Origin of the sequence: Peijinzhouia sedimentorum (genome assembly GCF_049340005.1) — a bacterium.
Lineage (GTDB): Bacteria > Bacteroidota > Bacteroidia > Cytophagales > Cyclobacteriaceae > CAXBDP01.
The window spans coordinates 13,399-30,065 of the sequence record NZ_JBMPIY010000016.1; the positions used below are offsets into that span (position 1 = coordinate 13,399).

General features: G+C 37.6%; 8 protein-coding genes and 1 tRNA gene. 6 read left to right on the forward strand and 3 right to left on the reverse strand.

What is annotated here, in order from left to right:
* Nucleotides 1-167 precede the first annotated feature (167 nt).
* The 5 genes from ACOXY8_RS16260 to ACOXY8_RS16280 all read left to right on the forward strand — a co-directional run bounded on the left by ACOXY8_RS16260 (nt 168) and on the right by ACOXY8_RS16280 (nt 9,168).
* Nucleotides 168-629, forward strand: coding sequence for a hypothetical protein (locus ACOXY8_RS16260; protein WP_458332674.1), 462 nt, complete (start codon nt 168-170; stop codon nt 627-629).
* Nucleotides 630-758: 129 nt separating this feature from the next.
* On the forward strand, nt 759-3,917 hold the full coding sequence (locus tag ACOXY8_RS16265) for a glycosyl hydrolase (protein ID WP_458332675.1): 3,159 nt from the start codon (nt 759-761) through the stop codon (nt 3,915-3,917).
* An 86-nt stretch (nt 3,918-4,003) separates the two neighbouring features.
* Nucleotides 4,004-8,134, forward strand: a complete 4,131-nt coding sequence (locus ACOXY8_RS16270; RefSeq protein ID WP_458332676.1) for a PAS domain S-box protein — start codon at nt 4,004-4,006, stop codon at nt 8,132-8,134.
* On the forward strand, nt 8,115-8,855 hold the full coding sequence (locus ACOXY8_RS16275; protein ID WP_458332677.1) for a beta-ketoacyl-ACP reductase: 741 nt from the start codon (nt 8,115-8,117) through the stop codon (nt 8,853-8,855). Before ACOXY8_RS16270 ends, ACOXY8_RS16275 begins: the two co-directional genes overlap by 20 nt.
* Before the next feature lie 229 nt (nt 8,856-9,084).
* Nucleotides 9,085-9,168 (forward strand) — tRNA-Leu (locus ACOXY8_RS16280).
* A 28-nt stretch (nt 9,169-9,196) separates the two neighbouring features.
* Here ACOXY8_RS16280 and ACOXY8_RS16285 read toward each other — a convergent pair.
* Nucleotides 9,197-9,982 (reverse strand): phosphatidylinositol-specific phospholipase C/glycerophosphodiester phosphodiesterase family protein, encoded by a 786-nt coding sequence (locus ACOXY8_RS16285; protein ID WP_458332678.1) that lies wholly within the window; start codon nt 9,980-9,982, stop codon nt 9,197-9,199.
* Nucleotides 9,983-10,088: 106 nt separating this feature from the next.
* On the opposite strand from ACOXY8_RS16285, the gene ACOXY8_RS16290 reads away from it, so the two are divergent.
* Nucleotides 10,089-11,333: a dipeptidase gene (locus ACOXY8_RS16290; RefSeq protein ID WP_458332679.1), complete on the forward strand. Its 1,245-nt coding sequence runs from the start codon at nt 10,089-10,091 to the stop codon at nt 11,331-11,333.
* 48 nt (nt 11,334-11,381) lie between these two features.
* Here ACOXY8_RS16290 and ACOXY8_RS16295 read toward each other — a convergent pair whose 3' ends face one another.
* On the reverse strand, nt 11,382-11,861 hold the full coding sequence (locus ACOXY8_RS16295; protein WP_458332680.1) for a hypothetical protein: 480 nt from the start codon (nt 11,859-11,861) through the stop codon (nt 11,382-11,384).
* 4 nt (nt 11,862-11,865) lie between these two features.
* Nucleotides 11,866-16,578: a fibronectin type III domain-containing protein gene (locus tag ACOXY8_RS16300; RefSeq protein ID WP_458332681.1), complete on the reverse strand. Its 4,713-nt coding sequence runs from the start codon at nt 16,576-16,578 to the stop codon at nt 11,866-11,868.
* Nucleotides 16,579-16,667 lie beyond the last annotated feature (89 nt).

A 16,667-nucleotide genomic window follows, 5' to 3' on the forward strand; every position in this document is an offset into this window, starting at 1 on the left:
CTGTTCTCAAAATTTCTTATAACTATACTTTACATTTCTAATTTATTTTTCGAAAAATTATTATTAGCTTCGGCCAATTAATTTTAAAATTGGTCGTTCTCTACATTGTTGTTTGTTTAAAAACGATTCGAATTTATCTGCAAAGAGTTTTATCAAACCTAAAATGAATGAAACCTGAAATGAAATTTAGCTTTATCCTCTTATTGACCATCATTTTTTTAACTGCTTGTTCCAAAGAAGAGATCAGTATTTTACCAATAACTGAGCTTCATGGAGAATACACTGGTACTGCGCAAAAATTCATAATCACGCCACTTAACATAGATGATCCAAATTTGAATACTCCGAAAAGAGAGAATTTTAAAATAAGAATATCGGAAGCAGCTTCGAGTAATACGCAATTGAGAATTACACCTGTTGGGAGTAATTTTAGTAGTAGTTTTAATGCAAATGCAGATATGATTTTTTCAGGTGGATTAATTAATATACCTAATCAAGCTCAAGGCACTTCTAATATCTCATCCACTGATGGCGGCTTGTATATTCACAATTCAAAGAAATTGAGATTTACCATTAGAGTAGTAAAAGGAGATTCTACATTCCTTGAAATCTTTGAAGGAGTAAAGTAGAATAACTACTTCGCTCTTCTTAAAAATAGTCTTTCAAATTACTTATTTACCTCACAAAGAATTTAGTCAATTCAATTAAGGCGATTTTTATATCTTTTGTCCAAGTACAAAATTTCAAGAATCACCACAATGAAAAAGTCATCGATTTTCTGGATAGCATTATGCCTATTGCCTTTCTTCAGTGTAGCTCAAAATACTGCCGACCAAAGCCAATATTTCAAACAATTAGATTTTAGGTTTATAGGGCCAGATGGGAATAGAACAATTGCCGTAACAGGCGAACCTGGCAACAATATGGTAATGTATGTAGGCATGGCCTCAGGAGGTTTGTTCAAAACAGAGGATGGAGGAACTACCTGGAATTCAATATTCGATGATCAAGATATTTCTTCCGTTTCAGCATTGGCAGTTGCCCCTACTGACCATAAGCAAGTATGGGCTGGTACTGGCGAAACTTTTCTGATAAGACCAGCCCATGCAATGGGTAATGGTATTTATAAATCCAATGATGCAGGCAAAACTTGGTCGCATAGTGGACTAAAAGAAACCTCCCGGATTGGACAGATTATCGTAGATCCTCGAAATGCGAATACAGTATATGCAGCCGGGCTTGGACACACTTATGGTCCACAAAAAGATCGCGGAGTGTATAAAACTACTGACGGTGGTACAACTTGGGAGAATGTTCTTTTTGTAGATGAAAATACTGGTGCAGCCGATTTAGCCATCAATCCAAAAAATCCAGATATCCTTTATGCAGCATTTTGGTCAATAGAAATCAAAACATGGGGTTTGCGTAGTGGAGGGCCAGGTGGTGGAATTTATAGAAGTAAAGATGGTGGTAAGACTTGGGAGCCAATGAAGAATAATGGCCTTCCGGGAGGAGCTGAAAATCCAGTAGGTAAAGCTTCGGTTGCGGTATCCTATAGTAACCCTGATGTAGTATATGCGCTTTTTGAAATGGACAGTCCACAGCTATGGAAATCTACAGATGGAGGAGATAGCTGGGAGTTGACGATGATAAATCATACAATAAACGAAAGAGCTCCTTATTACACGAGATTAAGAGTTTCTACAGATGATCCCGATGAGGTGTATTTTGCTTCTGTCCGCTTTAGTACTTCAAGGGATGGAGGCTACACCCTAGACCAGGCAGGGTATAGAGCGGGAGGTGATAATCATGATATTTGGGTTGACCCAGCAAATCCTGATCGTATAATGGTTGCCCATGATGGTGGAGCCAGTGTTACATGGAATAAACAGAGAACGTATAAGCAATTCGTATTTCCAAATGCACAAATGTATCATGTGTGGACGGATAATCAGGTGCCATATAATGTATATGGAAATCGTCAAGATGGCTACTCGTACAGAGGGCCAAGTAATAGTCGTCAAGGAAGTATTCCATTAGGATTGTGGCATGCAGTAGGCGGTTGCGAAAGTGGATGGGCAATACCTGATCCTGTGGACAACAATATTGTATGGTCTGGCTGTTATGATGGCGGCCTACAAGTATATGATTTGCGAACTGGTCATGCTCGTGATGTCCGCGTTTGGCCAGAAGCTGGCTATGGTTGGGCACCAGCAGACATGCGCTACAGATGGCATTGGTCATTCCCTATTTATATAAGCCCACACAATCATAAAAGAGTATATGTAGGCAGCCAATTCGTGCACATGACGGAAGATTATGGCCAAAGTTGGAAAATAATTAGTCCAGATCTTACGAGAAATGATAAAACACAACAACAATCCTCAGGAGGTATAGCAACGGATAATTTGATGACTTTCGATGCGTCAGTTTTATTCTCGATTGCAGAATCTCACCTCGAAGATGGCTTAATTTGGACAGGAAGCAATGATGGCCTAGTGCAACTAACTCGTGATGGAGGAAAAACTTGGACAAATGTATCAGAGAATATTCCAGGTAAACCAGAATATGGCACTATATCGAGTATTGAGCCGTCAAGACATCAAGCTGGCACTGCATATGTTACCGTAGATGCACATCAATTGGGTGACTTTGATCCATATATTTATAAAACAACAGATTATGGACAATCTTGGATAAGACTAGATGCTGGGATCGAACGATCAGAATCAAGTTTTATACATGTAACTCGTGAGGATCCGAAAGTGGCAGGCTTACTATATGCAGGAACTGATAAGGGGCTTTATATCTCGAAGGATGATGGGAAATCTTGGTTTCGATTAAGAAATAATTTACCTCCCGCTCCAATTTATTGGCTCACAATTCAGGAAGAGTTCAATGATTTGGTTATTGGTACTTATGGAAGAGGTTTTTATATACTTGATGATATAACACCTATTCGCGAGTTAAGTGCAGAAGTGATGGCTTCTGATGTTCATCTTTTTAGCCAAAGACCTGCTTACAGATTTCATGAGCTTCAAGGAATTAAAACCGAAGGTAGATCTCTGACGACAGGCAGTAATCCTCCTTATGGAATGGACATTAACTATTTTCTGAAATCAACTGCAAATGATGTGAAGATTGAAGTGCTAACAAAAAATGGCGAGTTGGTAAGAACGATTGCTGGCAAAAAGGATGGCGGTGTCAATAGAGTCTGGTGGGATTTACGCCATGAACCAACCCTACAGCCTCGTTTATTAGTTGCTCCACCTGATAAACCTTGGGTGAAGTTGGAAGGAAGAGAATTTAGGCCATTAGTAACCTGGGATTTGGATTTATATCGTGGTCAATTAGGACCAAGAGTAGTGCCGGGTGATTACCAAGTTCGAATTACGGTAGATGGTAAAGTTGCTTCTCATGCAGTTACAGTATTGAAAGATCCTAATACAGCAGGGACCATAAATGACATACAGCAGCAGGTTTCATTCTCGCTCAATTTGAATGCAGCACTTAATGAGGTCGTTGTTGCCATTAATGAAATTGAAACTATTAGAGCCGAATTGGCTAAGCTTATTGAACTGAATGATGATGCTCAAATTGCCGCAAAAGTGAAAGAACTCGATGATAAGATATTAGAAGTAGAAAGCGGCTTATTTGATGTGAATATGACTGGAGCAAGAGAAGATGCATTCCGTGCGCCAATGAAATTGTATGGAAGAATAAGTGCCTTAGCAAGTGATGTAGGTGGATTTGGTGCAGATTTCAAGCCTACAAATCAGCAAGTGGAAGTTTACAATGTTTTCAGAAAGCAACTGGATGATATCCAAGTACAATATCAGCGATTGCTCAATGAGGAAATTCCTGAATTTAATAGATTCTTGGAGTCGAGAAATCTTCAGATTAAGCTAGGGCGATAGTAATAAATCTTTTTAATTATAAATCAATTAAAGAAAATTTCTTTTAAAGGCGTAGATTCACTACTTTTTGGTTAATTTTTTAATAAGTGGACGAAAAACAGCCTACTAAAGTTGGAGATGATAAGTTCTGGACTCAGTTTCAGCAGTTTCTTGATAGCCCAGATGGGTCTTTAGCTATCAAAGAGTTTCTGGAAGATAGAGGCCTAGCTCTTACACATACCTACACAGAAAAACTGATTTCTGAGATTGGTGATATTGGTTTTTATGAAATCGATATCAGTAAGAAAAAGGCAACGAGGAACGATCGTTGGTTAGCAATGCTAGGCTATTCGCAAAGTAATGAATCTAACGAAATTTCATTATGGGAGAAACTTATACACCCAGATGATAAAATCAGAACAAAGGAGAAAATTGATTCTCTATTCAACGGCACTTCTACAGAAATAGAAATTGAATATCGATTAAGACGTGCTGATGGAAAATATCTTTGGTTACTGGATAGAAGTAAAGTAGTTGAGGTTGACGAAAATGGAACCCCTCTCAAGATTGCAGGAATCCAAGCAAATATTGATACACTCCGAAAAAACCAAGAGGAGGTAAATAGACTTTATGAACTCTTAGAAGCTACGCCTGATTATGTTAGCTATTGCACCAAAAGAGGGGTTATTTATTTCGCTAATAAAGCACTTAAGGAAGTTTTGGGTTTTGATCCGAAAACAGAAAACTACCCAAAATTAGCTCTCAAAATTCACACAAAAGGATCAAGTGATCTTCTTAGAAATGAAGCCATTCCGTATGCAACGGAGCATGGGTTATGGCAAGGCGAGACTTCTATTATCTCAAAAAATGGTAACGAAATACCTGTTTATCAAACCCTAATTTGCCATAAAGATGGGCAAGGGGAGGTAAATTATTTTTCTGCAATAATGAGAAATATTGTAGAGGAAAGACAAACTATAGAGGCGTTAGAGCAAAGCGAAAAGAAATTCAGAGCTTTTGCAGAAACAGCCCAGGCAACTATAATCCTACATAAAGGCAATCAAGTAATTTATGTAAACCCATCCTTTATGGAATTGACGGGCTACACTTATGAAGAGGCCTTGGAAATGAATGTTTGGAAAATTGTGCACCCAGATGATAGACAGCTTGTCAGAAGTAATGGATATAATAGACTTAAAGGAAAAGATGTTCCTTCCCGCTACGAGTATCGATTGCTAACCAAAGATGGTGAAACCAAATGGATAGACTTTGCTGGTTCTTCGATCCAAATAGACGGAGAAAATATGGTATTGGGAGTTGCAATGGATATTACCGAAAGTAAGGAAATCGAGATCAAACTAAAGGAGAGTGAGGAGCGCTACAAATCTTTTGCTGAAATGCTTCCTGAGATCGTTCTCGAAACTGATTTTCAAGGTAAAATAAAATTTGTAAACAGAGCCGCTTTAGAAACCTTTGGCTATAGTAAAGATGAATTAGAATCTCTTTCAAGTATTTACGATTTTGTTCACAAAGATTATATCCAAAAGGTAAAACAGGATTTAAGAAACCTCTACGAGAAAAATGTAAATAAGCCAGAAGAATATCTCGTTTGCAAAAGGGACGGTTCTGTTTTCCCAGTATTAGGATCTAGCTCTTTAGTTTATGAGAAAAATGAGCTCGTTGGATTTCGAACCATTTTATTGGATGTGTCAGCTCAAAAGGAGCTTGAAATCAAACTCAAGGAAAGTGAAAGTAACCTAACTCAAATACTGGAAAATTCTGACGAAGCTTATGCATTGTTTGATAAGCAGAGGAACTGTGTTGAGTTTAATGATAATTTCAAGAATGTGGTTAAAAAACTGCATGGAGTTACTGTTGTAGAAGGAATGCCATTTCGAAAATTTGTACGCGACCAAGACTTGGAGAAATGGGATCATTTCATAGGAAGAGTACAACGTGGAGAAAAGGTTAATTATGTTCAGGCCATTGAAGTAGATGGTCAAATTATCCATGCAGAAATGAATGTGTTTCCTATAAAAGGAAGTGGAAGGCCCGCTAGATTTGCTTTCAATGGAAGAAACATCACTGAAAGGATAAATCATGAACTGAATTTGATGAAGCAGGAAAGGATGCTGGAAGGTGTAAATCATGCTATTTTCCAATTGTTGACAGATCAAGATATCAAAACAGTAACTACAAACTTTTTGAAAACGGTTGGGAATGCATTTGAAGTAGATAGGGCATATATATTTCAGAATGTATTAAACTCAGATGGACAAATTTGCATGAACCAAACCTTTGAATGGGCGGGGGGTGATGTAAATGCAGTAATTGATTTTCCAATACTTCAAGAATTGCCATATCATGAGGCTGGTTTATTGCGAGCTTATCATATTCTAAGTCGCCAAAAACCATTCTATGGACTTGTAAAAGATTTTCCTCAAGCTGAAAAGGAATTGCTTCAATCTCAAGAAATAATCAGCATATTGATCTGTCCAATATTCATTAAAGGTAAATTTTGGGGCTTTATGGGCTTGGACGATTGTAAAGAAGAAAGAAATTGGAGCCCAGTAGAAATTAGTATGCTATTTAGCTTGGCAAACTCCTACGGTGGAAGTGTTGAAAGAGAAGGCTTGTGGCTAGAAATGAAAATTGCAAAGGAAAAAGCCGAAGATGCCTACAAGGAGAAAACTAATTTCTTATCTACAATGAGTCATGAAATAAGAACTCCAATGAATTCTGTAATTGGCATGACGCAGTTATTATTACAAGAAAAGCCCAGAGAGGATCAAAAGGAGAATCTTGATTTGCTTAATTTTTCAGCTCAAAACTTACTCAATCTTATAAACGATATTCTTGATTACAGTAAAATAGAGGCAAATAAGGCTACTCTGGTAAAAGGTAAATTCAATTTATACAACACCATTCAATCCCTATTATCTACTCTAAAAACCCTTGTAAAAGCAAAAGGTCTTGTTTTGATAGAGAAGATTGATAATGAACTTGATCATATTTTTATCTCAGATTCTGTTAAGCTCATACAAATACTCTCAAACTTGATGTCCAACGCCATTAAGTTTACAGAAAGCGGTTCTATTACATTCAAAGCTCAGCAATTTGACGATACAGAAGATTCCGTTTATGTGAGATTCACTATCCAAGACACAGGATTAGGAATTGAAAATGAAAAGCTTTCCTATATTTTTGAAAGTTTCACTCAAATAGATAGTTCTGAGAAAAGAACGCATGGTGGTACTGGATTGGGCTTGGCAATTACAAAAAAACTAGTTGAACTCTTCGGAAGCGAAATTAATGTGATTAGTGAAGTAGGAAAGGGTTCTATATTCTATTTTGATCTCAAGTTAGAAAAAGCTAAAAATTTGGATATCATGCAATTAGATGAAGTTAAGTCCAATGGCTATGATGATGAAGAAGTAGTTAATGGGAAAAGAGTTTTGTTAGTGGAAGACAACAAGGTGAATCAAGTAGTTGCAAATAAGTTTCTGCAATCGTGGGGCATGCAGGTAGAAATAGCCGAGAATGGTCTAATTGCTTTAGAAATTCTTCAGAAAAAGGACGTGGATGTCGTTTTGATGGATTTACAAATGCCTGTAATGGACGGGATAACCGCTACCAAGGAAATCAGAAAAATGAAAGGCGAGAAGTGGAAGAAATTACCAATTATTGCTCTTACAGCCGCTGTTTTGGGCGAGGAAGAATTTAATGCTCGTAATGCGGGTATGGATGAATTTGTGTCCAAACCATTCAATCCAAAAGTGCTATTGAATAAAATTTCGCAAGTAGTTTTAAATAAATTGCCAGTTGTAGCACCAGAACCTGAACTATCCAGTGATCAGAAATCAAAAAATGATATTCGACTTAAGCCTAATATCCGTTCGTTTGAAGAAATGGCAAATGACGATAAGGACTTCTTAATAGAAATTTTATCCACTTTCAACCAATTGATGCAGGAAACAAAAAGAAACTACCGTAAGGCACTTATCGGTGGAAATCTGGACGAAGTCAAACGGATAAAGCATAAAATAAAAGCCGAATTATTGCAAGTTGATGCATTGGTTATTGACGATTTGATGGAGCATGGAAAACAAATAATAGTAAATGCTGAATCAAGTAAAATTGAGAACAATATTTTGAAAATTGAAAAAACAATTGACATTTTAATTGCTTTTTTAAATACAGAAATCAACAAAATCAAGAATGAATCGACTAAAGGATAAAGTTGCGATAATAACTGGCGGAGCAAGAGGAATTGGGAAGGCAACCGCTGAATTATTCAGCAAAAATGGAGCAAAAGTTCAAATATGGGATGTACTCCCAAATGGTGCTGACATAATAGATGAGCTAAATAAATCTGGGTGCGATGTCAGTTTTAAGCAAGTGAATGTAGCCAATTATGATGAAGTTGAAAATGCTGTGCTTGGCCTCAAAAATGAGCTCGGCAGGATTGATATTCTTATCAACAATGCTGGAATTACTCGTGACTCAAGCCTATTAAAAATGACAATAGATCAATGGCAGCAAGTAATTAATGTAAATTTAAATGGTGTTTTCAATTGCACTAAAGCAGTAGCAGCCATCATGAAAGAGCAAGGCAATGGTCGTATAATTAGTGCGTCCTCCATTGTAGGTATATATGGTAATTTCGGTCAAACAAATTATGTAGCCAGCAAATCTGCAGTAATAGGAATGACTAAGACTTGGGCAAAGGAACTTGGTAGATACGGAATTACTGTAAATTGTATAGCACCTGGATTTATCGAAACGGAAATGACTGCTGGTATTCCTGACGAATACAGAAAACCCATGATTGAGAAAATTCCAGTAAAGAGAGCTGGTCAGCCACAAGATATCGCTAATGGCTATTTGTATTTAGCTAGCGATGAAGCATCATTCGTAAATGGAATTTGCCTGAGCATTGATGGTGGAGCCGTTTCCTAAGAATAAAAGAACCTTCCAAAACACTTTATTCGAGTATGAAGAAGTATTTATAAAGGAAGGTTCTCTATTTACACCTGCCCTATAGACGCTTTAAAAGGTTATTTGGATGCATGAATATGAAAAAGAATATAGGAGTGGAGCATATTATACCTAGTCGGTCAAAAATTCCGTCGAGCACTCCATTTCTATTTGAAAATTACGATTTGCGGTGTACTTTTACGTCCCTTTTGCGCACGTGGTGAAACTGGTAGACACGCCACCTTGAGGGGGTGGTGCCTTAAGTGGTGTGGGAGTTCGAATCTCCCCGTGCGCACAATTATTTTTCATACCCTTTCAAAATATCAGTTCATTTTTGAATGCTCGGTTAGGAATCGATTAAGTCCTTCCAAATCATCTGCATTGATAAAATCGATTCCACATTCTATTAGTATCTTCCAAACCTCTATTTTGTCTGGGCTTGCCCAAAGACGGAGCAGTTTACCTTCTTTATGCGCTTTTGCGGCCAATGATTTGATATTGTTTTTTTGGAGATCTGTTGGGGTTTCCATATTGAAGCTTCCAATTACTTTAAAATAGTTTTCGCTTACCCAGGGCATTATTTTGCTTGAAATTCCTTTTTCTAAGTCTGCGGGTCGACCATCTATAAAAGCGGGAGGATTGGTCTCCTGCATTATCAGGTCAATGGGTCGATTGCCTGAGATTATAATTGTGAGGGCTCTTTCTTGATCAGGAGTACTTAAGATTTGCTCAAATTTCATTAATTCTTCCCGCAGTTTCAACCAAGTTTCATTCGCGTCACTTTTTATATCTACCAACAAATACACTTGGTAAGGATAGTCTTTATATATCCTCCCGCCATTTTCTATGCTCAATTTGAGCAGTGGTTCTAAATATAAATTCGCTAAGGTTCTTGTTTTATCAATTTCAGACGGATAATCATGAGCAACAATCAACTCACCATTTATTAAATGTATATCAGCCTCAAAACTTGTAAAGCCATTTTCTAAAGCATCAAATAATGGCTTCTCATGTTCATAATCATTATGTGCATGAGCATTTGGGTGCTGTGCTTGCAATGAGCTAGGTATAAGCAATATCAGCCCAAGGAATAGAAGGTTTGATTTCATGTGTGATCAGCGATAAATATGAAATTAAAAGCAATTAATACATCAATGGTTTTAATTTAGGTAGATTAGCTATTAAATTTCCATTAAATCAATCTTAACACTGAAAATGAAAAAAATTACCCACCTATTTTCGGCTTTAGCCTTAGGGGCATGTCTTGTATCATGCGGTGCTGAAGAACAAACTACCGAACAGCCTGAAGATTTGAAAGCCAAAGCAGAAGAGCTTTCAAAGAAATTTATCATCACTGATGGTCACATCGATATTCCATTTAGATTGAGTATGCAGCGTTTTCGCTTTAATCGTACAATGGATGATATATCGCAACGCACTGAAGGAGGAGATTTTGACTATGTAAGAGCTAAGGAAGGTGGACTGGATGCTCCATTTATGTCTATTTACATACCAGCTTCTTATCAAGAAACCCCTGGTTCAGCTAAGGCTTATGCCGATTCGTTGATTGTAATTGTAGAAAATTTAACTCAAAACCATCCTGATAAATTTGCCCTTGCTAAAACTCCAGAGGAAGTGGAGGCGAATTTTGCAAAAGGAATAATTTCTTTGCCAATGGGAATGGAAAACGGTGCTCCTATCGAAGATGATTTGAGCAATGTGGAGTACTTTTTTGATAGGGGTATACGCTATATCACGCTGACTCACGGTAAGGATAATAAAATTAGCGACTCTTCTTATGATACAACTCGTACCCACGGTGGCTTAAGCGAGTTTGGAGAAGATGTCGTTGTAGAGATGAACCGATTGGGAATTATGGTTGATGTATCGCATATATCTGATGATGCATTTTACGATGTAATGGAACTCACCAAAGCACCTGTAATAGCTTCTCATTCATCTTGTAGGGCATTTACGCCAGGCTTTGAGCGTAACATGAGTGATGAAATGCTTAAGGAATTGGCTAAAAATGATGGTGTAATTCAGATCAATTTCGGTTCAGGCTTTTTGGATAGTGTGTATATCCGCAGAAGAGATGAATTAAGAAATATGCGTTTTGACTATGCGGAAGAAAATGGATTAGCTCCTGGCGATTCTTTAGTTACGGCTTATATGAATAACTATTTGAGAGAGAATCCGAATTACTCTACGGTTTATGTAGTTGCAGACCATATCGATCATGTAAAAAATCTGGTAGGAGTAGATCACGTAGGTTTAGGTTCAGATTATGATGGAGTAGGCGATTCTTTACCTGATGGCTTGAAAGATGTAAGCGAATATCCAAATCTAATAGAAGAGCTATTGAAGCGTGGATATACAGAAGAAGAGATAGAAAAGATTTGCTACAAAAATGTATGGAGAGTTTGGAATAAGGTAATTGAAGTTGCTAATGCTTCTTAAACGCTAATGAAGGAAATAACAAAAAAGGGCCATTTGGCCCTTTTTTGTTTATCTAGTTTCTAATTCAAATCGATAATTTCCTGCCAGACTTTCAACCCTGTTACCTGGGGAGAAATTGCTTGCGGAGCTACCACTTACTGTAAAATCTAATATCAATCTAGCTCCTGAAAAAACCATAGTTACGTTTTTCCCAGCAGCTGCTTTATTTCCAGTAAGTCTTATTCCATTTGGATTTTCAGGAACAAAAGTCCAAGTTCCAGATGCATCAAATACATCTTGTCCACCTGATGTTGTATAAACTCCCCCATTTTTATCACCTGAAAAAGTGATTTGGAAATCGGTAAACTCACTTGTAATACTTGTTAAGTCAAAACGAGCGCTACCGGATTGGCCAATTTGCCAGCCTTTTACAAGTTTCTGGGCATTCAATTCTTGGAAGTCAAGTTCATCTTCTTTGCATGCGCCAAAGGCAACTAGCAAAATCGCTAATGAAAGTATCCAAATATTTTTAAGTGATTTCAATTTCATACTATTAATGTTTTAAAATAGATTTTCTTAAAACGGTTTTCTTACTTCTAACCGTTATTAAGTATTGCCCAGAACGATAATTACTCATATTGATCATGGCGACATAATAATCACCATCTTCTGTTGTGGCAAAGCTACCTAGCTCTTTTCCATCCATTGTGTAAAGTCTTACTGCTGGATTATTCAATTCAGAAGTCTTTCTTATTCTCACATTCAGCATGTCGCTTACAGGATTTGGAAAGGCAGTGAATAAAACGGAAGGGTCAACTCTTCCATTTTCATTGGAAGTTATGGTCAATTGCTGTGCATCGGATAATGTACTACATCCTAAACCTGAGGCTGCAGTCACTCGAACTTGATATGAACCTGATGTAAAGGTTGTAAATGTTCTGCCTGTTTCACCAGCAATCTCATTTCCATCTTTATACCATTGGTAATTGAAATCTCCTCCTGGAGCAGATAATTCAGGACCATTCATTGTGATAGTTGCTACCGGCAATGCTTGAACAGCAACATTCACAGGGGTGGAAGTAACAGCACAAAGATTGTTATTCGTTGCAATTACTCTATAACTACCAGCTTCCGATACTTGTAACGTGCGCGAAGTAGCACCATCAATATTCTGATTTCCAAGTTTCCATTGGTATGAGTCAGCCTCTGGAGCAGTGAGTGTTACGTTGCCTCCCTCACAGAATGTTAATGGTCCAGATGCTGTAATAGTACTTCCTGGGTTTGGCGAAACGGTGATTGCTACAGCATTAGAAGTTGTAGAACAGCCTTGTGTATTGGTTACTCTTACTGAATAATTTCCAGTTTGATTAGCTGTAAATGTAGAAGCCGTTGCACCTGTTATTGGATTATTATTATTTAACCACTGGTAGGATCCACCTGAAACTATTGAAGCATTCAACAATAAACTTTGCCCTTGGCATAAATCTAAACCACCAGTATACGAAATAGTTGCTGGAGGTAATGGGTTTACTGAAATAGACGTACTAGTAGAAGTTGCAGTACAACCCTGATCGTTAGTTGTTCTTACAGTGTAATTACCTGTTTGGTTAGCAATATAAGTTCTTTGGTTAGCACCTTGGATTTCCTCTCCATTTCTGAACCACTGGTAGGCAGCAGCAATTGATGATGTAAGCTCCTTAGTAGCTCCCTCACAAATGCTTGCCGAACCACTGAAAGTTACCGTAGGAGTAGCGATAGAATATGTAGTAACCGTTACTGGTTGGGTAAGGAATACACATCCGATAGAACTACCTACTTGCACATAATAATTACCAGCTTGAGTCGCCGTAAATTCTCTTTGACTAGCTCCTGATAATGGCGAACCATTTCGGTACCACAAATAAGAAGTGGCTCCTGGAGGTGCCGTAAATGTGACAGAACCTACACCTGCACAGAAGGCGGTTTCACCACTGATGGCTACTTCTGAGAATAAACTGATGCGGGAAGTAGGCGACCAATTACTTTCATCACCATTTGTATTGGCAGCTTTCACCCTCCAGTAATAAGTGCCATTTGCAGGCAAATCAGAAATTGTAATACTTGTACTCTGTAAATTTTGTCTGTCTTGAACTAAAGTTGTAAAACTCGATTCAGTGCTCACTTGGAATATATACCTATTCGCCCCAGCAATAGACTGCCAGCTGAATTCCACAGGTTGTACACTAATACAAGTAGGATTAGAAGGCGCTGCTGTAAATGGGGTTGCTAGTAAGGTTTTAAACTCCCAACTGGTAGACCATTCACCATATCCACCCGAATTTCTAGCTCTTACTCTCCAGAAATATCTCGTATTATGAGTTAAAGCCTCAATATTATAATTGGCTGCATTTGGAATAACTTCATCTCTTACAATATCAGTGAAACCAACATTTCTAGACACTTGTAATTGATAATCTTGAATGCCCAATTGACCTTCCCATCTTAAATTCAAATTTAAGCCTAGGTTTTTACTTTCATTAGTCGGCGCTGTTAAGACAACCTTAGGCGGAGGAGGAGGTAGTGCAAAAAACTGAAATTCAGGACTGTTTTCACTAGTAATAATATTCAGATTGTTTTGGTGTTGCTGAGTTACAGTCTGCATTACCATAAAATAAGTGCCTGCTGGATTCAAGTTATTTAATGTAATCTCAGATGTACTTTTATCAGTCGTTTGCGCGGTTTGAGTATACACACCTGGAGCAGTCCCATACTTTAAAATATAATAGCCGTCATTACCAGTATATTCAATAGGAGACCAAGTAATTTTGGTTGAGGTAGGAGATAATTCTTCACTAACAAAATTACTTGGAGCAATGGTTTGGGTTTTTTTCCAGTCTGCATCCAGTGTGGTCACAAATGTATTTAAAGGATCATTTTCTGTATAAAATCCATTGTAACGAAGATTCAGAACTGTTAGATTTTGCAAATCTTGCAATGAATTGGTCAAAGCACCAATAAAGGCATTTTGGTCTAGCCTTAGTTCATGTAGTTGAGTTAAAGCGCTAATATTTGCGGAAATTGCTCCTGTCAGTTTATTTCCATTTAGCTTCAGTTTCTTCAAATTCGCAAGCTCGAAAATGGCGGGAGGAATTTCACCAGTAAGGTTATTGAAACTCAAATCAAGTTCTGTTACCGTTAAGAAACCACTACTGCCAGCTAATTCAAGTGTTACTCCATGCCAAGTTCCTTCTGTGCCTACTGCATTGAATGTGTTTGGATTTGTCTTCCAGTTTGTTCTAGTAGTCCAAGAATTTCCTCCAGTACTATTGAAGATGGCAATCAAAGTATTTCTTTCAGCTGTCGATAGAATTGCAGGAGTAGAGAATGTCTGATTCGGTGATAGAGCACTGCGGATTGCATTGGCGTTGTTTCCGTGGCTAGGAGTGAATGCTTGGATTGCAAAGTGATAATTAGTGCCAGGCTCCAAATCAGTTAATACAAATTGATTTGTTGCTTTCGAGCCTAAAGTAAGGGTATCAGTGTAATTACCTGCTTGGTTGCCAATCAAGAGGAAGTAATTCCCTCCATTGCCTGTATATGATATTGGTGACCAAGACACTGTAGCAGTGGTTGGTTTAATGTTACTCACCGCAATGTTTAATGGATATCGAGTTTGTGTAGAAGCCCATCCTAGCGCACCGGGCTTAGCAACGAGTCCAGAGTTTATGCTAGCATTATTTGTAAACAAGCCATTATAACTAATATTAAATGCACTAGCTCCCGAGATATTAAGAATTTCTTCTGGGATTTCCCCTACTAAAGCATTTGAGTTCAGCTCGAGAATCGACACTTTGGTTAGTCCACCTAGTTCAGGAGCTAATCCACCCGTAAGGCTATTGTTTGACAGTTGGAGCCTTGTAAGCTCCTCGAGATTTCCAAAAGAAGCTGGGATTTCACCATTAAGCTTATTATCCTTCAAGTTCAATAAGAAAAGCTGACCTAAATCGCCTAATTCAGCAGGAAGTTCGCCTTCCAAGTTATTATTGTCGAGAGTAATTTGTCTAACCCAGAGTGTATCATTAATATTTGTAATGGTGACTCCATGCCATAAGTGCTCAAAACCGGGGTCTAAAAATTCACCATCTATATTTTTCCAGTTAGTGTTTACTGTCCAACTATCTCCGTCAGTATTATTATATAAAGCAATTAATGCTTCTCTTTCTGCAGGTAAAATACTTTTGAGTGTTGTTCCAGATACTTGAGCAGAATTTGTACTGTAAACTACATTGCTATTACTAGCGTGAATATCTGTGAAGCTTTGAATAGTAAAATAATAGGTAGAATCATTATCCAGATTTTCAACTGTAACTGAAAGGCTATCTTTTTGAGGAATGAAAAGCGAATCGGAGTATAATCCGTTCGTTTTTCCATAAAGTATTAAATAGCCTCCTTCTTCATCTGTATAATCAATTTCATCCCAACTAAGCGAAATTTTATCTGCAGAAATTACTTGTCTTGCTACATTAATAGGGGCAAGGGTTTGGGTATTCAGCCAATTGGCTTGTATGCCATCAACAAAGTTTTTTGTTGGAGTATCAGGAGCAAATAGTCCATTGTAGGATAAACTAAGATCCGTTAATGCAATCAAATTTGTAAATGATGTTGGTAATGCTCCTCTCAAAGTATTTCCTTCCAATCGCAATTTTGTAAGATTCACCAAATTCCCAATTTCTGAAGGGATAGCTCCAACCAAGCTATTTCGTGCCAAACGAACTTCTGTAAGATTTGTCAAATTCCCAATCCAACCGGGGATGGTATCAACAATATTATTGTTATTAAGTCCTAGTTCAATTAATTGAGTATTTGAATTTAATGGATCAAGCTCACCGGAAATATTATTACCATCCAGATTTAGGACTTCTAAAAAGGGTAGATTCTCTAATGAGTCTGTTAGTATACCTGTAAGATTATTAGATGGTAGATTTATCTCCTTCACCACCAAGTTAGGACCTTGCATACCAAGAGTTACGCCAAACCAAGTGTTTTCAGTGCCACTTGCCGTAAAGTTACCACCAGACTTCCATCCTGTTTTGTTTGTCCAACTGTCACCATTTAGCTTATTGTAAAAGCTAATAAGTGCTTCTCTTTCCTGTTGCGATATGGATTGTGCATTCGCTTTAAATCCTGCTAAAAAACCAGAAAAGATGATCAATGAAAGAACAAACCATTTCTTAAGGTAATTATGAGAATTCTGAAAAGTTAAATTGTAGGTAGAATTTGATTTCATACGCAGGATTATTTCTTGGAAAGAAAAAAGTCTAAATCGAAAAAGTAATAATTACAATTGCAAAAGTAGTCATATACTTCAATAGATGA